At 74.5% G+C, this 17,774-nt stretch carries 12 protein-coding genes; 7 read left to right on the top strand and 5 right to left on the bottom strand.

The window, feature by feature from the left end:
* Positions 1 to 4: 4 nt before the first annotated feature.
* Genes OG625_RS08035 through OG625_RS08025 form a run of 3 tightly spaced genes read left to right on the top strand, consistent with a single transcriptional unit; the run spans position 5 to position 3,062 of the window.
* Complete coding sequence (locus tag OG625_RS08035; RefSeq protein ID WP_329377742.1) at positions 5 to 1,960, top strand: HAD-IIIC family phosphatase; 1,956 nt, start codon at positions 5 to 7, stop codon at positions 1,958 to 1,960.
* Positions 1,957 to 2,211 carry a phosphopantetheine-binding protein gene (locus OG625_RS08030; protein ID WP_329377740.1) on the top strand — a complete coding sequence of 85 codons (255 nt, stop codon included), beginning with the start codon at positions 1,957 to 1,959 and terminating at the stop codon, positions 2,209 to 2,211. The genes OG625_RS08035 and OG625_RS08030 overlap by 4 nt, the downstream gene beginning before the upstream one ends.
* Complete coding sequence (locus OG625_RS08025) at positions 2,208 to 3,062, top strand: 4'-phosphopantetheinyl transferase family protein (protein WP_329377738.1); 855 nt, start codon at positions 2,208 to 2,210, stop codon at positions 3,060 to 3,062. Before OG625_RS08030 ends, OG625_RS08025 begins: the two co-directional genes overlap by 4 nt.
* A 15-nt stretch (positions 3,063 to 3,077) precedes the next feature.
* Here OG625_RS08025 and OG625_RS08020 read toward each other — a convergent pair whose 3' ends face one another.
* Entirely contained in the window at positions 3,078 to 4,121 is a 1,044-nt protein-coding gene (locus OG625_RS08020; protein WP_329377736.1) for a LuxR C-terminal-related transcriptional regulator, read from the bottom strand.
* A 235-nt stretch (positions 4,122 to 4,356) separates the two neighbouring features.
* On the opposite strand from OG625_RS08020, the gene OG625_RS08015 reads away from it, so the two are divergent.
* A complete protein-coding gene (locus OG625_RS08015) occupies positions 4,357 to 4,515 on the top strand; it encodes a hypothetical protein (RefSeq protein ID WP_329377735.1) in 159 nt (52 codons plus the stop codon).
* A gap of 42 nt (positions 4,516 to 4,557) precedes the next feature.
* Here OG625_RS08015 and OG625_RS08010 read toward each other — a convergent pair whose 3' ends face one another.
* Positions 4,558 to 5,307, bottom strand: coding sequence for a 4'-phosphopantetheinyl transferase family protein (locus OG625_RS08010; protein ID WP_329377733.1), 750 nt, complete (start codon positions 5,305 to 5,307; stop codon positions 4,558 to 4,560).
* Between the two features lie 383 nt (positions 5,308 to 5,690).
* On the opposite strand from OG625_RS08010, the gene OG625_RS08005 reads away from it, so the two are divergent.
* From OG625_RS08005 to OG625_RS07995, 3 genes are all read left to right on the top strand, one after another.
* A complete protein-coding gene (locus tag OG625_RS08005; protein WP_443067874.1) occupies positions 5,691 to 6,512 on the top strand; it encodes a metallophosphoesterase family protein in 822 nt (273 codons plus the stop codon).
* A 51-nt stretch (positions 6,513 to 6,563) separates the two neighbouring features.
* Positions 6,564 to 9,590 (top strand): helix-turn-helix transcriptional regulator, encoded by a 3,027-nt coding sequence (locus OG625_RS08000; RefSeq protein WP_329377728.1) that lies wholly within the window; start codon positions 6,564 to 6,566, stop codon positions 9,588 to 9,590.
* Positions 9,591 to 9,790: 200 nt separating this feature from the next.
* Positions 9,791 to 10,753: a polyprenyl synthetase family protein gene (locus tag OG625_RS07995; RefSeq protein ID WP_329377726.1), complete on the top strand. Its 963-nt coding sequence runs from the start codon at positions 9,791 to 9,793 to the stop codon at positions 10,751 to 10,753.
* A 456-nt stretch (positions 10,754 to 11,209) separates the two neighbouring features.
* Here the strand turns inward: OG625_RS07995 and OG625_RS07990 are convergent, their stop codons facing one another.
* The 3 genes from OG625_RS07990 to OG625_RS07980 are packed head-to-tail and all read right to left on the bottom strand — an operon-like array spanning position 11,210 to position 17,774.
* Positions 11,210 to 12,982, bottom strand: coding sequence for an AMP-binding protein (locus tag OG625_RS07990; RefSeq protein ID WP_329377724.1), 1,773 nt, complete (start codon positions 12,980 to 12,982; stop codon positions 11,210 to 11,212).
* Entirely contained in the window at positions 12,973 to 15,201 is a 2,229-nt protein-coding gene (locus OG625_RS07985) for an ATP-binding protein (RefSeq protein WP_329377722.1), read from the bottom strand. The genes OG625_RS07990 and OG625_RS07985 overlap by 10 nt, the downstream gene beginning before the upstream one ends.
* Entirely contained in the window at positions 15,192 to 17,774 is a 2,583-nt protein-coding gene (locus OG625_RS07980) for an AfsR/SARP family transcriptional regulator (protein ID WP_329377720.1), read from the bottom strand. Before OG625_RS07980 ends, OG625_RS07985 begins: the two co-directional genes overlap by 10 nt.

Here is a 17,774-nt window from a genome sequence, read left to right as displayed (position 1 = left end):
ACGGATGACCACGGGACTGGACCGGCTGCGCGAACTGCGCACGCAGGGCCTGCTGGAGAAGGCGTACGACCGGATCGCGGCGGTGCTCGCGGACGAGGGACGGGCGAGCGGGACGACGGGCGGGCCCGGGGGCGCGACGGCGAGCGGGGCGCCGGGCGGGGCGCCGGGCGGCGCGGGGGCGGCCGCCGCCGCGGCCGGCCGGCTGCTCGGCGGCATCGACCCCGATGCCGTACTGGCCCACCATCCGGCGACCCCCGTCGTGACGGTGGCCGTCACCGGCCAGTCCACGGTGGGCCAGGTCATCGACCCGCTCAGGGGCGAACTGGCCCGCCACGGGATGCTCCTGCGGTCCGTCCTCGGAGAGCACGGGACCTATCTGCGCGACCTGACCGACACCGCCGGGGAGCTGCACGCGGCGGCTCCGGACCTCACGCTGTGCCTGCTGGACGCCGAGACCCTCTTCTCCCAGGTACCGGCGGTGTGGCGGCCCGAGGACGTGGCGGCGGCGGGGGAGGAGGTGCTGGCCAGGTGCGCCGCGCTGGCGGAGGCGGCCCCGGGGACCCTCGTACTCAACACCCTCCCGCTGCCAGGGGCCTACAGCAGGCAGCTCGTCGACCACCGCTCCCGGGCCCTGCTGGGCGCCGTGTGGCGGGAGTTCAACGCGCGCCTGCTGCGGCTCACCGAAGCCGCGCCCGCGCTGGTCGTGATCGACCTCGACCCGCTGGTCGGAGAGGGCGGACCGGTCACCGACGCCCGCCTCGCCCGCTACGCCAAGGCCCAGCTCGGCGCGGAACTCCTCGCTGCGTACGCGCGCGAGGTCGCGCACCTGGCCCGTGCCGTGCGCGGCACGACCCGCAAGTGCCTGGTGCTCGATCTGGACAACACCCTGTGGGACGGCGTCCTCGGCGAGGAGGGCCCCGACGGGATCGCCGCCGCCGGCACCCTGCGCGGGGAGGCCTTCGGAGCCTTCCAGAAGTGCGTCAAGCAGCTCGGCTCCCAGGGCGTGCTCCTCGCCGTCAGCAGCAAGAACGACCGCGAGCAGGTGCTGCGGGCCCTCGCGGACCACCCCGACCTCGTCCTGCGCGAGCCGGACTTCGTGGCCATCAACGCCAACTGGGAACCGAAGGACGCCAACCTCGCCGACATCGCCCGGCAGTTGGACCTCGCCACCGACGCCCTCGTCTTCGTCGACGACTCGCCGGCCGAGCGCGCCCAGGTCCGCCACGGCCTCCCCGGGGTGGCGGTGGTCGCGCTCGACGAGGAGCCCGCGCTGCACGTGGCGCGGCTGCTCGCGGACGGCTGGTTCGACACGATGAGCCTGACCGACGAGGACCGGGCCAGGACCGGGGAGTACCGGGTCCGGCGGGAGCGCCGCGAGCTGCACGCGAGCTCGGACTCGCACGAGGAGTTCCTGCGGGCCCTGGACATCCGGCTGGAACTCGGCCCGCCCCGCCCCCACGAGTTCGCTAGGATCTCCCAACTGACCCTGCGCACGAACCAGTTCAACCTCGCCGGCGGCGGCCACACGGAGGCCGAGCTGACCGCCCTGGCCGCCGACCCGGGGCGGCACCTGCTGCTGGCCGCCCGCAGCGCCGACCGCTTCGGCGACAACGGCCTGATCGGCGCCGTACTGGCCACGGTCACCGAGGGCCGGTGGCACCTGGACAACATGTGGCTCAGCTGCCGGGTCCTCGGCCGGGGCATCGAACAGGCCTGCCTCGCCGTGCTGTTGAGGAGGGCCCGGGACCTCGGACTGTCCGGGGTGGGCGCCCGCTACGTACCCACAGCACGCAATCAACGCGCCCGCGACTTCTATCCGTCCAGCGGGTTCGCCCCCCGCGAACTTCGCGAGTCGGGGGAACCCGGGGACGGGCCGGTCGAGTTCCACCATGACCTGACCGTGCTGCCGGACCTCCCCGGCCACGTACGCGTCACCGAATCCGGGAAGGCCGGTCGATGAGCCCCGACAGCCCCGACAGCCTGGACAGTCTCGACGCGTTCCTGCGGACCGTCCGCGACGACCTCGGCCTGGACGTCGACATCCCCGCCGGCGCGGACACCGCGCTGGTGGACACGCCCGGCTGGGACTCGCTGAACCTGCTCCGGCTGGTGGCCCTCCTTGAGGAGTCCGGCCACCGGGTACCGGTGCACCGTCTGCTGGAGGCACACAGCCTCCGGGACATCCACATACTCGTGAAGGAGCACCGATGACCGCCCCGGGCAGCCCCACGCTCGGCCCACCGCTCGGTGAGCCCGTCGCCGTGGTCCCGGGAGGCGACTCGTGGGACAGGGTCAGGGACGACCTCGCCACCCACGGGACCGCACTGGTCTACGCGTGGCTGAAGGACCTGGAGCCCGGCGTGCCCTCCGGCGACGAGCTGCGCGAGCTGCTCGGCCGGGACTGGACGCGCTACCTCGACCTCACCCACGCCGACGTGCGCGGCCGCTACATCGCCTCCCGGATGCTCCTCAAGCACGCCGCGGGCGCGGTCCTCGCCAGCGAACCCGCCGACCTGGAACTGGCGTACGGGCCGACCGGCCGCCCGTACCTGCGCGGCTGCGACCAGATCGACATCAGCCTCAGCCACACCGAGGACCTGCTGCTCGTCGGGCTGACCACCTGCGGGCTCATCGGCGTGGACGCCGAGCGCGCCGACCGCGACATGTACGGCGGCGGACTCGTCCGGCACATCTGCACCCCGTACGAGGCGATCCTGCTGAGCGGGATGCCGGAGGCGGAACGCAACGGCGCGCTCGTCCGGCTGTGGACCCTCAAGGAGGCCTACAGCAAGGCGATCGGCCAGGGCATGCAGTTCCGCTTCACCGAGTTCGGCTTCGGCCCGGACGGCCGGCCCGTGCGCGTACAGCGGCCGGACGGCACGGCGGGCACCGGTGAGGAGTGGATCTTCCGCACCTTCCCGCTGGCCGGCGGCTACGTCGTCAGTGCCGCGGTGTACGACGCGGGCTTCGGCAGACTGCAGGACGCCCACGTCACGACCATGCTCGACCAGGACTGCGTGGACGCGATCACGGAGGCCCTCGGCCAGGAGGCCGGCCGGTGAGGGGCGCGGCCCCGATCAGGGCAGGGAGTGCGTCGGCACCTCTCCGGAGAGCATCTCCTGGCGCGCCGCGTTGTAGCCCGCCTGGAAGCGGCTCGTCGCCTCCAACTCCTCGGTGATCTCGGCGATGTGACGGCGGCAGGTCCGCACCGACATGCCGAGCCGGCGGGCGACCATCTCGTCCTTGTAGCCCTTGGTCATCAGCCGGATGATCGACCACTTCAGCTCGTCGGAGGAAGCGGGGGACCGCTGGGACTCCACGACGTACGGGGACGCGCCGTCCCACAGGTACTCGAAGACGGCGCACAGGAACGCCACGAGCGTGGGTTCGCGGACGATGGCGGCCCCGGGCGTGGCGCCCGCGCAGGCGGAGCGTTCCGGCAGGAAGGCCACCTCCCGGTCGTAGATGATCAGCCGGTCGATGACCTCGTCGGCGGTACGGATCTCCGCGCCCTGAAGAGTGACGTCGCGGACGTACGAGCGGGTGGGCAGGTCGTTGCGCGCGGTGTGCTGGTAGATGGTCCGGATCCGGACCCCGCGGCCGAGGATGGACAGGGCGCTCTCCCGGGCGTCCGCGAGGATGTCGGCCGGGCGTGCGCCACCGGGCTGGACGGTGACCAGCTCGCTCTTGCAGTTCTGGCCCAAGTGGTCGAGCAGCGCCTGGATCCGGGAAGGGTCGCTGATGACGTCGAAGGCCTCGAGGCGGTTGCGCAGCCGGCGGCCCTCGAAGTAGAGGGGTGTGAGGGATATCAGCTTCGCGCGGACATCGGTGACCGCCTGCTGGAGGTCGCGGATCTGCCGCTCGGCGGGGCCGACCAGGGAAGCGGCGGCCACATCGGGCGTGACGGGGGTGAGTTTGTTCGGGTTGCCCGGCATGGACTGCAGCAGGCGGACCCCGGTGAGCACTTGCTCGACCCGTGTGATCTCGGCGGGTGCCAGGGACAGCTGCGCGGCGATCTTCTCCCGCTCGAAGAGGCCGTACTCGACGGCGAGACCGTAGGCCGCGGCGCTGACATCGTCCAGCTCGGCGAACCCCGAATCCGCGTACTCCCCTTGGAACACGCCAGCCCCCACTGATCGGTGTAATAGCTGCCAAGTAACTTTACGCCAACGTACAGGCCTTGGCGCATCTGATCGATATCCAGCACTCTATTCGCATCACCCAGGCGCACCAAAGCCGGAAATATCGGACGAAGGTGCGGGCGGGGGTGATCTCGATCATCGACTGGGGGAAGTCGTGAGTGCAGTTTCCAGTAAATTCTTTTCCATTTACTTGACCTTACTGGCAGGTATGGTCATGGCTGTTATGGGGGTGCAGTCCATGTCGGGCCCGGTGGTGCAGGGTACGTCCGCGCGGTCCGGTACGGAGACTCTGGCGGGCGGGCTGCTCCCGGTGACCGTGCACGTGGTCCTTCCGATACCCGTGGACAGGCCCGAGGACGACCGTTGGGACTGACCTGATCCCGTTCCGGTCAGGCCTTTCCGTCAGACCTTCCCGTCAGGCCTTCCCTTCTTGGCGAGCGCTCCCCGCACGGCAGATGCGGGGAGCGCTGCCGTGTGCCGGGGCACCCGCCGCGACCGGCCTGCGGGCCGGCACCGCGATGGCGCTCAACAGCACGCCCCGCTCCGCCGACCAGCGACCGCTGAACGAGGTCGGCCCGGCCGGGGAGAGGGTCTCGGGCGCCGGGAGCAGCCGGGCGCGGAAGGTTTCCTGTCCCGCGTCCACGCTCACCAGGGCGTCGGTGAAGTCCAGCTCCTGGCCCGTGAGCGGGAACCAGGTCTTGTAGACCGCCTCCTTGATGCTGAACAGCAGCCGGTCCCACGCGATTTCCGGCGCCGCCCGTTCCAGTTCCCGCGTCCGCCGCAGCTCCTGCGGCAGCGCGATCGACTCCAGCACCCCCTCCGGGAGCGGGGCGTTCGGCTCCGCGTCGATGCCCACCGAGGCGAACTCCTCCGCACGGGCGAGCGCCACCCCGCGGAAGCCCGCGCAGTGCGTCATGGACCCCACGACCGAGGGCGCCCACTGCGGGACGCCGCGCCGGCCCGGCATCACCGCCGAGGGCTCCACCCCCAGCGTCCCCATCGCCCGGCGGGCGCACATCCGCACCGTGCCGAACTCCAGCCGCCGCTTCGGGACGGCGTTGCGGATCAACGCCTCCTCCTCGGGGAAGAGGCGCAGCTCGTCGGGGTCCGGGTCGGTGGTGGCCTCGGCGGTGGCGACGTTCGAAGGCAGGAGCTTCGTGAGCACGGCATTCCCTCGGGTCGGTGTGTCGGGGTCTGACAGCACCCACGCTCCCGCCGCCGCCCCCTCCCGACCAGCGAAGAAGCCGTCCCCGGGCCCGACCAACCCACCGGAACCCCGGCTTCCTCCCAGCCCGCTGTCATCCCCCGGCCGGCGGGCGTCCCGACTGCCGGGGGCCTGCCACCCCGACCGCCGGCATTGCCATCCGCCTGCCATGCGCGATGCCGTCCGCCGTGTCGTCCGGCGCCCATCCCCTCCGGTCACCCCTCGGTCATCGCCCCCCCGCCATACACCCGCACATGGGTACCCACCGGCAATTCAGGGGCGGAACAGGGGTGTTCGCCGCAGGAACTGCCATCCATCCTTGGTGAATGCCGCACGGAAACCTCATGGGCATCAGCGATCTCCACGTCGCATTCCCGGAGAACCGCCGGATCGTCGAGGAGCTGTATCCCGACAGCCCCGCCGACTGGCTCATCGTGGCCGGCGACGTGGGCGAGTCACCCGACGATCTGCGATGGGTGCTCGACCGGCTCACCCGGCGCTATGCCACCGTGGTCTGGGCGCCCGGGAATCATGATCTTTGGACCCTTCGAGACGATCCGCTGCCCCTGCGTGGAGATGCCCGCTACCGGCGGCTGGTCGAAATCTGCCGATCGTACGGCGTACACACGCCCGAGGATCCGTACCCCGTCTGGTCGGGCCCGGGCGGACCGCTCATCGTGGCCCCCCTCTTCCTGCTGTACGACTACAGCTTCCGCACCCCCACCGCCGCCACCAGGGAACAGGCGCTGGAGCAGGCCTACGAGGCTGGAGTGGTGTGCACCGACGAGTTCATGCTGCACCCCGACCCCTACCCCTCCCGCGAGGCCTGGTGCCGGGCCCGCGTGGCCGCAACCGAACAACGGCTGGCCGCCTGCGACCCCGAGCTGCGCACCGTACTGGTCAACCACTTCCCGCTGGTCCGCACCCCCACCCGGATCCTGCGGCACCCCGAGTTCGCCCAGTGGTGCGGCACCGAGCTCACCGCCGACTGGCACCTCCGGTTCAAGGCCGCCGCCGTCGTCTACGGTCACCTGCACATCCCGCGCACCACCTGGTACGACGGCGTGCGCTTCGAGGAGGTCTCCGTCGGCTACCCCCGCGAGCGCCGGGACCCCGGCCGTCCGCAGGGCGTCCCGCGCCGGATCTTCCCCGCCCCCGGGGATTGATGTCTGGCAACTTCCGGACACCGGGCGGGCGGGGACTCGGCCCATAGACTGATGAAGAATTCTCGAGTCTCGCTCAAGCACTGCTCGATCAGCCCTGTATCCGACTCGCGTTCCCCTTTTCGGACGCACGGAACGGGGACACTGGGGGATCTTATGGTGTTGTTCCGCCGCGCCGAGGAACTGTCTCTTTTGAATGCGCTGATCGACGGCTGCACAGAAGGAAATTCCGGATTACTTCTCATCGAAGGCGCGGTCGGTTGCGGGAAGAGTGAATTCCTCGAAACCGTGGCCGTGAACGCCGAATACCGCGGCGGCATCGTACTGCGTGCCATGGGAACCGCCGGCGAACGGGACCATCAGCTGGGCGTGCTGCGCCAGCTGATCGCAGACGCCCCGGCCGGAACGCTCCCCGCGCCGCCGTCCCCGGAGGAGGCGGGACGGATCGAGACCATGCGGCTGTTCGCCGCGGCCGTCCGCGAACTCAGCACCACCGCACCGGTGGTGATCTGCGTGGACGACCTCCACCACGTGGACGAGCTCTCCAGCCGCTACCTGCTGCACCTCACACGCGGCACCCGGCAGGCCAAGGTCCTCCTGGTGCTCGCCGAATCCGTGCACGAACGCGGCGACGACCCGCTGCTGCGCACCGAACTGCTCCGGCTGCCCCACTTCGTACGCCTGCGCCTGGAACGGTTCACGCCCGAGGCGATCCGCGCGATGCTGCCCGACCGCACCGACAGCGAGACCGACCGGCTGCACCGCGCCAGCGGCGGAAACCCGCTCCTGCTGCGCGCCCTGCTCCAGGACCCCGGGAGCCGGCCCGGCGAGGCCTACACCCAGGCCGTACTCGCCTGCCTGCACCGCTGCGGATCCGCCACCACCGAACTGGCCGAGGCCATCGCCGTACTCGACTCCCTGGCGAGCACCCCCCACGTCGCCCGGCTCACGGGCGCCACCGAAACCGCCGCCGCCCGGGCCCTCACCGCCCTCGACGCGGCGGGCCTGCTCGCGGCGGAACCCGGGGCGCCACCCGGGGCCGAGGAGCCGGGGGCCGCGGAGCCCGGGCAGGGGCTCCGCCACCCGGCCGCACGTGCCGCCGTACTCGACCGGATGGACCCGGCGGCCCGTCGGGCCCTGCACCGGGAAGCCGCCCTGCTGGCCCGCGCCGCGGGCGCTCCCGACACCGCCGTCGCGGCCCAACTCCTCGCCGCGGGACACACCGGTGAGGAATGGGCCCTGCCCGTCCTGCGCTCCGCGGCCGACCAGCACGTGGCCGACGGAGCCCTCGCCGAGGCCACCGCCCTGCTGCGGCTCGCGCACGAGGCGTGTCCGGACGACGCGCGGCGCGCCGAGGTGAGCGTCAGGCTCAGCGTCGTCGCGGGACGCACCGACCCGGCCGCGGCCGAACGCCACCTCGCGGAACCCCTGGCCGCTCTGGCCGCAGGCCGGCTGCAGCCGCGCGTCCTGGGCCCGCTGGCCCGCGCCCTGGCGGCGCAGGGCCGCATCGACGAGTCGACGGAGGTGCTGGAACGGCTCGCCGCCGGCGAGGGCCGCCACCCGGGCGAGGGTCGGCACGCGGGCGAGGGCCGGCACCTCGGCGAGGCCCGCCACGGCGGTGAAGGCGGCCTCGCAGGTGAAGCCCGCGCAGCCGGTGACGTCCGGCACTCCGGAGACGTCCGCCACCCCGGTGAAGGCCGCCACCCGGCTGATGGCCGCCATTCCGCCGCCGAGCGGGAACGCAGGCACGCCGGTGATGTCCCCGGCGACGAACCGCTAGACGGCCTCTCGGCGTTCCCCCAGTGGGCGGCCTCCGGCCGACGCGGCGCCCCCGCCGAGCCCGGAACGCACCCCGCGGGACGCGGCGCCCGGGGAGCGGTCCACCCCGCCGCCCTGTGGGCCCTCCCGGTGGAGGCCGAGGAAGGCGCGGCCGTGCAGGCCGCCGATCTCTTCCTGCGCGGCGCGACCCTGGCCGAGGGCACCGTGGAGCCGGTCGTACAGGCCCTGCGCACCCTGCTCCACCTGGACGGAGCCGGCCGGGCGCTGCCCTGGTGCGAGGCGTTCGCCGAACAGGCGGCGCGGCGCGGCGCCACCGGCTGGCAGACCGTCTTCGCCGGACTGCTTGCCGAGGCCAGGCTGCGGCTCGGCGACCTCACCGGCGCCGCCGCGACCGCCGCAGCCGTCCTGGGGGCCGCGCCCGCGCGCGGCGGCGGCATCCAGCTGAGCGCCGTCGCGGGCACCCTGGTGCGGGCCTACACCGCCATGGGCCGCCCCGAGGAGGCCGCGGCCGTACTGAGCCGCCCCGTCCCGGCCCAACTGACCGGCAGCATCCACGGATTGGCGTACCTCCGGGCCCGCGGCCACTACGCGCTGGCCACGAGCCGCTTCCACGCGGCCCTCGGCGACTTCCTCGACATCGGCCGCCACATGAAGCGCTGGGGCCTGGACCGCCCGCGGGTCCTGCCCTGGCGGACCGACGCGGCGGAGGCCCTGCTGCGGCTCGGCGAAACCCACCAGGCCGACCGGTTCCTGGCCGACCAGCTCACCACCCGGGACGCCGCCGACCCCTGGGTGCGGGGCATGTCCCTGCGCCTACGGGCATCCCTGCGCGAGCCGAAGGAACGCCAGGCACTGCTCACCAAGGCCGTCGACGACCTGCACCGCTCCGGAGACCAGTACGAACTGGCCCGCGCGATGGGCGACTTCGGCCAGGTGCTGCGGGATCTGGGCGAACCGGCCCGCGCGGCGATGGTCAACCGCAGGGCCTGGCACGTGGCCAAGGAGTGCGGCGCGGAGGCCCTGTGCGTGAAGATCCTCCCCGGCCACACCGGAGACGGCCCGCGGACTCCGGAGGCGTCCGACGCCCCGCACGCCGACCTGGTGGCGAGCCTCAGCGAATCGGAGAAGCGCGTCGCACTGCTCGCGGTCCACGGCCACACCAACCGGGAGATCGCGCAGAAGCTGTACATCACGGTGAGCACGGTGGAACAACACCTCACCCGCGTCTACCGCAAACTGGAGATCCCCGGCCGCCAGGCCCTCCCGGTGGACTTCCACCTGGGCGTGGCGGAGTTCGTCTGACCGCTCCCGGCCCCCTCCCGGCCCCACCCATGACAAGGTGATGACAAGGTCGCCCCGCCCGCGCCCTTCCCTGGCAGACAACTGGCGCCCGACACCCCCGCTCCCCGCCTGCTTCGCGTGCTCCACCGCCCCACGTTGGCTCCCGCGAGGCAGGTCCGGGAAGGTCAGGTCATGAGCCGCAGCCCACCAGGGAGGGCACCATGACCACCACACCCACGCACGACCAGCCGTGGCGGACGGCGACGCCCGGACAGCTGCGCGACGCGATGCTCGACCGGGTCGAGGAGCGTCTCGCGCGGCTGCTCGCCGAGGAGCACCGCAGCCGCCGCACCTCCGATCCGCGCAGCGCCGTACTGGTGGCGGGCGTGGCCGAACTCGTCCAGGCCGGCGCCGAGCGCGCCCACCCGGTCATCTGCCTCACCGGCTACCTCGCGGCGGGCGGCGACCCGGACGGCGACGAGGCCGTGGCCGCGTCCGCCGCGCTCGAACTCCTCGACACCTGTCTGATGATCCGCGACGACGTACGGGAGAACGCGACGCTCCGTCGCGGCATCCCCACCCTGCACATCAGCCACGCCGCCGAACACGAACGCAACGGCTGGCGCGGCGAGTCCCGCCGCTTCGGTGAGGGCACCGCGGTCCTCGCGGGCGACCTCGCCCTCGCGTACGGTGACCGCCTGGCGGTTCGACTCCCCCCGGCCGCCTGGCAGTTGTGGGACGACCTGCGCACCGAACGGGCCATCGGCGCACACGCGGAGGCCGCGGCGGCGACCGAGTACCTCGACGACGCCTGGCCGGGCCAGTGCCTCGACGGCTGCGGAACCGGCTGCGGCGCGGGCTGGTACGGGCTGCGCCACGCCCTGCTGATCGGCGCGGCGCTCGCGGGCCGGGAGGACCTGCGCGAGTGCTACGAGGAGTACGCGCGGGCCCTGCACGGCGCCTGGCGGATCCGCGGCTTCCTGCGCGGAGGCCCGGGCTTCGACGGCGACGCCCAGTTCCTGCGCGACATCTTCTTCGACACCCGCGCCCGCGACACCGCGGAACAAACCATCGCCGACCTCCTGGCCCACGCGGACGAGGCGGTGGCCGCGGCTCCCCTCGCCCCCCACTGGCGCAAGGAACTCAACGCCTTCGCCCGCCGAGTAGCGGGCAGCGAACACTGACCGGGCCCCGAGCCCGCCCCGAGCCGTATCCAGCCTCATCGCCACTTCGGGCCTGAGCCAACCCCCAGCCTCGCCGACCTCGGCGTCGCCTCCAACCTGAGCCAAATTCAGCCTCGCCGGCGTTTGAGGCGCGGGTCCGGGCGGAGCCCGGCACACCGGCGGAGCCGGTGGTCGCCATCCCCCGGCCTGAGCACGGCCACCGGCTTGGGCCAAACTCCAGCCTCGCCGGCGTTGAGGCGCGGGTCCGGGCGGAGCCCGGCACACCGGCGGAGCCGGTGGTCGCCATCTCCCGGCCTGAGCACGGCCGTCGGCCTGGGTCAAACTCCAGCCTCGCCGGCGTTTGAGGCGCAGGTCCGGGCAGGGCCGGCACACCGGCAGGGCCGGCACACCGGCAGGGCCCGGCACACCGGCAGGGCCCGGCACACCGGCGGAGCCGGTGATCGGCCCCCGGCCGCACTACTCCGGCGTCGGCCGCGCCCCACCCGGCCGCAGGCGGCCGAGCCACGTACGCAGGGCCGCGTGCCGGACCCTGCCGTGTTCGTCGCGCGGCAGGGCCCCGACGATCTCCAGCCGCGCCGGCAGGAACGCCTCCGCGATGCCCAGCGCCGTCAGGTGCTCGCGCAGCTCGGCCGGCCGCGGCGGAAGCTCCTGCGCACCCGGCACCACCACCGCGCACGGCATCTCACCGTGCTCCGGATCGGTGTAGGCGACCACCGCGGCCTCCCGCACCCGGGGATGGGCCAGCAGGGCCTCCTCCACCTCGGCGACCGGCACCATGAAGATCGCGCCGGTCCGCGTCCCCGCCCGGGCCAGCACCCGGAGCCCGCCCTGCGGATCGGCCGCGGCCAGGTCGCCGGTGTCCAGCCAGCCGTCCCCGTCCTCCCAGGTGGACACCGGCGCCGCAGCGCCGTGCGGCCAGGTGCCCAGGGCCACGGACGGCCCCCGCACCCTGAGCGACCCCGCGCCCGCGCCCGCGCCCGCGCCGTCTCCGGAGCCCGCCTCCGGCTCCAGTTCCAGCTCCAGCCCCTGCAGGGGCACGGCGGCGTCCGCACCGCCCCCCGGCTCCGACAGCGCGCCCATGCCCAGCTCCGGCGCCCCCCAAGCGGACAGCACCGGCACCCCGAACACCTCCCGCAGCTCCGCCGCGAGCGGTTCCGGCGTGCTGGTGCGGCCCCCCGACAGGACCAGCCGCAGCCGCTCCAGCTCCCGCGGCCGCCGCCGCTGCGCGGTGAGCAGCTCGGCGAAGTACGCCGGCTCCGCGTAGACCTGGTCGACCCCGGCCGCTGCCATCAGATCCAGGCAGCGGCCCGGGTCCCACACGTCCTGGTAGACGCCCGTCCCGCCGACCGCGAGCGGCCAGCACACGGTGTAGATCAGCGAGGCGAGCGAGGTCAGCGGCAGCGTGCTCAGGAACACCTCGCGGGGCCGCCGGCCCGGGCCGTCCGGATGGCGCTGGGCCGACACGTTGGCGTACAGCGTGTCGGGGGAGTGCAGCACCGAGGTGTACGAGTCCCGCAGCCCCATGACGCTGATCAGCAGCGCGGGCCGGTCCGCCTGCCCCGGCAGCGGCCTGCTGCGCCGACCCGCCGCGGTCCGCTCGTGCGCGGTACGCGCGAAGTACTCCTCGAAGTCGATCGCCCCGGCCGCCGCCCCCGCGACCCCGGCCGCCCCCACCGCCCCGGCCCCCACCGAGCCGCCGCCCCCCAGGACCACCCGGTGGCGCAACCACGGCAGCCGCGGCGCGAGTTCCGCGAGCGCCTCGGCGTGCGCGAAGCCCTCCCACGCGTCCGGCACCACGCACACCCGGGCCCGCGTACCGTCGAGGATCCGGTGCAGCCCGTGGGCCCGTACGGTCGGCAGCACGGGCACCGCCACCGCCCCGGCCCGCAGACAGGCCAGGGTGAGTGCGGCCGTCTCCCACCAGTTCGGCAGCTGGTACGCGACCGGGTCGCCCGGCGCCACCCCGAGCGAGGTCAGCGCGCCCGCGAACCGATCGACGTACAGGGCGAGTTGGGCATACGTGAGAGTGACCCGGCGCCGGCCGGCCGGCCGCAGCGCGCGCTCCGAGACGATCGCCGGCCGCTCGGGCGCGGCGGCCGCCGTGCGGTAGAGGTCGTCCAGGAAGGTCTCCGACCGCCACCAGCCGGCCGCCCGGAAGCGGGCCGTGACCCCGGCGGGCGCCGTCAGTTCCAGGACGCGGCGCTCCACCGTGCCGAAGGTCAGGCCCATCGGCCCACCGCCCCGGCCACCTGCACCCGCGAGGTGCAGCCGAGCCGGCGCATCACCTGGCGGACGTGGTTGACCACGGTCCACTCCGAAATGTCCAGCCGGGCCGCGATGTGACGATTGGTCAGCCCTTCCGACACCAGCAGCGCCACCTGGACCTGGCGCGGGGTGAGCGACTGGGCCTCGGCCGCCGAACCGGCCGCCGGGCGGCGCGAGGGCGCGGGCGCCGACAAGGCCTCCGCCATCGCCATCGGCGCCGTCATCCGCACTCCCTCCGCCCACGCGGTGGCGAAATCGGTCCAGTCCAGCCGGGAGCTCAGTTCCGTACGGGCCCGCTCGGCCTCGGAGCGCCACTCTTGCGGCACCTCGGCGCCGGTCTCCCCGCGCAAGGAGTCCGCCGCGGCCAGCAGTCGTACCGCGCGCGGCCGCTGCGCCGGCGAGGTGCGGAGCAGCAGCAGGGCGAACTCCTCCAGAACGCCCGGCAGTTCGGTCCGTTCGTCGACGGACCCGTACAGCCGCAGCGCCTCCCGCAGCGAAGCCTCCGCCCGGTCCGGCTCGTCGCCCTCCAGCGCCATCGCGGCGGCCGTCCGCAGCGCACCCGCCAGGCCGCGGCCGTCCCGGACCCGCCGGAAGGTCTCCTCGGCCCGCTCCAGCATCTCCACCGCCTTGCGCCGGTCACCCTCGGCGCGCAGGGCGGCGGCGAGCGAGGCCGCCGCCTCGGCCGTGCCCCCGGTGACACCCATCGTCGCCAGTGCGCTGAACGCGGTCACCAGCACCGCCCGCGCCCCCGGAGCGTCGCCGGACCTCAGCAGGGCCGTGCCGAGCCGGGTGGAAGCGAGCGCGTTCTGCCGGCGGTCGCCCACGCTCTTGCCGAGCGCGAGCGCGCGCCGGTGGCGGCGTACGGCCTCCTGGGGATCACCCAGGGCCAGCGCGAACACCCCGGACAGGTCGGCCAGTCGGGCCCGCAGAGCCTCCGGGAGCGGCTGACCGCCGCCCTCGGCCACCGCGTCGCACCACTCCAGCCCCTCCCGCAGCCGCCCCTGCGCCAGCCACGGCAGGTGGCAGCCCAGCACCAGGGCCGCGGCCGCCTCCCCGTCGCCCCGGTCGCGCAGCCGCCGCAGCGCCGCGAGCACGTTCGCGCCCTCGGCCGCCGAGTCCCGCAGCAGCCGGTCCTGCCCGGTCCCGGCCAGCCCCGGCAGCGCGGCGGCCACCAGCCGCCGGTACCGCTCGGCGTGCGCGTCCAGCGCCGCGGCCTCACCGCCCGCCTCCGCCAACTCGGCGCGCGCATAGGACCGTACGGGCTCGGGCACCGCCAGCCGCAGCTCGCCGTGTTCCTCACCGACCACGGCGAGCAGCCCGCGGTCCATCAGCGGCTCGAGACCCTCCTCGTCCGCGAGCCCGGCCGCGGCCAGACCGAATCCCGGCTCGTACACCGAGAGCCGACGCAGCAGGGCGCGGGCAGCCGGCTCCAGGCCGCGGCAGCTCCACTCGGCGAGCGAGGCGAGCGAACGGTGCCGCTCGGGGGCGTTCGCCGGACCGCCTGCGAGCACCGTCGTACGGCCGCCGCGCAACCGGGCGGACAGCAGGTGCGGCGGCAGCAACCGCATGCGCAGCGCGGCGAGTTCGAGCGCGAGCGGCAGTCCGCCCAGCAGCAGGCAGATCTCCGCGACGGCCCCGGCGTTCTCCAGGGTCAGCGCGAACGAAGGATCCGCGTCCCGTGCCCGCCGCACGAACAACGCCACGGATGCCACCTCATGCAGCTCGCCCTCCCCCTGCCCCTCCCCGGCACCGTCACCGGGTACGGGCAAGGGCGCGAGCGACAGCAACTGCTCCCCGTACACCCCGAGCGGCTCCACGGCCGTCGCGAGCACCACGACCCGCGCCTCACCGGCGAGCGCCACGACGGCCCCGGCGGCGGCCCCCCGCGCCTCGTGATCACACCCGTCGAGCACCAGCAGCACCCGCCCGCCGCCCCCGGCCCCCCGCGCGGCCTCGACCCACCGCTGCTCCTGGCCGACCGCGGCCGCGTCGAGCACCTCCACCCGTTCGAACTCCGCGCCGATCTCCCGTACGACTTCCCCGACCAGCCGGGACTTGCCCACACCGGCCCGCCCGGTCACCGTCACCAGCCGCACCGCCGGATCCCGCAACCGCTCCCGCAACGCGGCGACTTCGAGCTCCCGGCCGACGAGCTCCGTCCGCGGACTGAGCGCTACCGCCATGGTTCTCCGTAGGTAAGGGGCGACCCACCGAAGAGCCCACCCGAACAGATCCGCCAAACCCCGGGCCGAGCCTCCACGGCCCACACGCCACCGGCCGCCGGCCCGACGCTCCCCGCCCCGAGGCTGCGCAGGGCGCGCTTCGTGTACGTCTCCAGGCGGTGGTCGCGCAGCGTGCCCGCCAGGCGCAGGCACTCGTCGAACCAGACCCGGGCCGACTCCGGCCCCTCCTGGGCCAGGGCCACCAGCGCCCGCGCCCGGCTCGCCTCGTAGCGGCCCCGTGTGCGGCCCGGTGCCGCCAGCGCGGCCAGCGCCGGTTCCAGCAGGGCGGCCGCCTCCACGGTCGCCCCGCGGTCCAGGCGCAGTTCGGCCAGCCCGACCAGCGCGCGGCCCGCCTCCTCCTCGTCGCCGGCCTCCCGGGCCCGTTCCAGGGCCTCGGCGAAGAGCTCCTGCGCGCGCCCCAAACGCCGATAGCGCCAGGCGAGTTCCCCGAGCGAGCGCAGCATCCGCGCCTGCGCGCAGCGGTCCCCGTACCGCCGTGCGGCGTCCAACCCCAGCGTGTAGCAGGCCTCTTCGGTTTCCGCGTCGACCTGCGACGCCCACCCGCCGCCCGCGTCCGTCAGCCGTACCGTCAGCTCCCACAGGCCGGCGTCGTACGCGGTGCGTGCCAGCCGTACGAGACCGGCCGCGCCGGGCTCCGGTACGCGTCCGGCCTCCACCGCGGCTTCCGCGGCCTCCGCGTACGCCCGGCACACCCGCAGCGCCACGGCCCGCGCGACCTCCGGGGCCTCCTCCTCGGCCAGCCGCTCCACCGCGAGCAGCCGCAGCAGCTCCGGGAGCCGCCACGAGCCCCGGTCCGACGCCTCCACCAACCGTTCGTCCGCCAGGGCTTCGAGGGAGCCGAGCGCGCGGGCCTCGCCCAGGTCCAGCGCGGCGGCGGCCTGCCGGGCGCCGAACCGGCCCGGCGGCAGCACCGACAGCAGGCGGAACTCCCGCCGCCGCTCGGCGGGACAGGACGCGTACGCCTCCATGAGCCGGGCCCGTACGTCCACATCGCCGCTGCGCAACACGTCCAGCCGCCCGTCCTCCCCGCGCAGCCGCTCGGCGAGGGTGGCCGGCGTCCAGTGCGGCCGGGCCGCGAGCTGGGCGGCGGCGGCCCGTACGGCGAGGGGGAGCCGCCCGCACAGTTCGGCGACGGCAGCGACCACCTCGGGCTCGGCGCGGGCGCCACCCCGCGCATCGCCCCGTGCTCCGCCGTGCCCGCCGAACAGCCCGGCGAGCCGCCGCGCCTCCCGGGGGTGCCAGGGCCCGAGCACCACCACGCGCAGCCCGGGAAGCCCGGCGGGCACGCGGCGCGCGGTGAGCAGCACGGCATGACCCAGCGCCAGCAGGGGACGTACCTGGGCCTCGGAACTCACCCCGTCCACCACCACCAACGCCGGGGAGCCGGGACCGGGGCCGCCGGCGACCGCAGCACCCGGCCCGCGCGGAGGCAGCCCGCCCCCGGCCCCGTGCCGCAGGTCCGTGAAGTACACGCCGCCGGGGAAGGCGTCGGCCACCCGGTGCGCGGCCTCGACCGCCAGCGCCGTCTTGCCGGCACCCGGCATACCGGTGACGGCGATCCGCCCGCCACCGCCACCGCCGCCACCCGCCCAGGCGGCCGCCGCGCCGCGCAACAGCCCTTCCAACTCATCGAGTTCCGTACCCCGACCGGTGAACCAGGGGTCGGACGCCGGCAGCGGACCCAGATCGGCGCCACCTGCCGCACCTACGTGGGAAGGCCCTTCGCCCCCGACCACCGTCTCGCGTTCCCCCGCACGCGCCAGCTCGGGATCGCCCTCCAGAATGCGCCGCTGGAGCTGCCGGGAGTGCGGGCCCGGCTCGATGCCGAGCTCCTCCACCAGGGTCTGCCGCAGCAGCGCGAACACCCGCAGCGCCTCCGCCTGCCGCCCGCACCGGTACAGCGCCACCATCAGGTGCGCGTGGAACTCCTCGTGCAGCGGATGCTCCGCCACCAACTCCTGTAGTTCCGCCACGAGTTCGCGATGCATCCCCAGGTGCAATTCGGCCCGGACCCGTTCGTCGAGCACCGTCGTGCGCGCCTCGCCGAGCCGGACCGCCGCACCGTCGAGGAGCGGCCCGTGCGGGGTGTCCGACAGCAGGGGCCCCCGCCACAGCGCGAGCGCGCGCCGCTGCAGATCGGCCGCGGCGGCGAAGTCCCCGGCCAGCAGCGCCCGGTGGCCGCGCCGGGCCAGCTCATCGAAGGAGCCGGCATCGAGCTCGCCCGCCCCGACCTGCAGCAGGTAGCCGGGGCGCCGCGTGACCAGTACCTCCCGGCCGTCGTGCGGATCCGCCGCCCGGAGCGACTTGCGCAGGTGGGACACGTACACCTGGAGCGTCGTCGTCGCCGTGCGCGGAGGAGCTTCCGGCCACAGCTCGTCGATCAGCGTGTCCACCGACACGACTTCGTTCGCACGGACCAGCAGCGTCCCGAGGACGACCCGCAGCTTGGCGGCCTGCGGGGCTCCGCCGGTGATTTCCAGCGGGCCCAGGATCCCGAAACGCACCGTGCTCAC

The organism is Streptomyces sp. NBC_01351, from assembly GCF_036237315.1.
In the GTDB taxonomy this organism is placed as follows: Bacteria; Actinomycetota; Actinomycetes; order Streptomycetales; family Streptomycetaceae; genus Streptomyces.
This window is presented reverse-complemented; position numbering and strand designations above follow the sequence as displayed.

Coding starts and splice junctions, on each gene's coding strand:
- OG625_RS08035 (WP_329377742.1), top strand. CDS start 5: ATGACCACGGGACTGGACCGGCTGCGCGAACTGCGCACGCAGGGCCTG.
- OG625_RS08030 (WP_329377740.1), top strand. CDS start 1,957: ATGAGCCCCGACAGCCCCGACAGCCTGGACAGTCTCGACGCGTTCCTG.
- OG625_RS08025 (WP_329377738.1), top strand. CDS start 2,208: ATGACCGCCCCGGGCAGCCCCACGCTCGGCCCACCGCTCGGTGAGCCC.
- OG625_RS08015 (WP_329377735.1), top strand. CDS start 4,357: ATGGCTGTTATGGGGGTGCAGTCCATGTCGGGCCCGGTGGTGCAGGGT.
- OG625_RS08005 (WP_443067874.1), top strand. CDS start 5,691: ATGGGCATCAGCGATCTCCACGTCGCATTCCCGGAGAACCGCCGGATC.
- OG625_RS08000 (WP_329377728.1), top strand. CDS start 6,564: ATGAAGAATTCTCGAGTCTCGCTCAAGCACTGCTCGATCAGCCCTGTA.
- OG625_RS07995 (WP_329377726.1), top strand. CDS start 9,791: ATGACCACCACACCCACGCACGACCAGCCGTGGCGGACGGCGACGCCC.
- OG625_RS07990 (WP_329377724.1), bottom strand. CDS start 12,982: ATGGGCCTGACCTTCGGCACGGTGGAGCGCCGCGTCCTGGAACTGACG.
- OG625_RS07985 (WP_329377722.1), bottom strand. CDS start 15,201: ATGGCGGTAGCGCTCAGTCCGCGGACGGAGCTCGTCGGCCGGGAGCTC.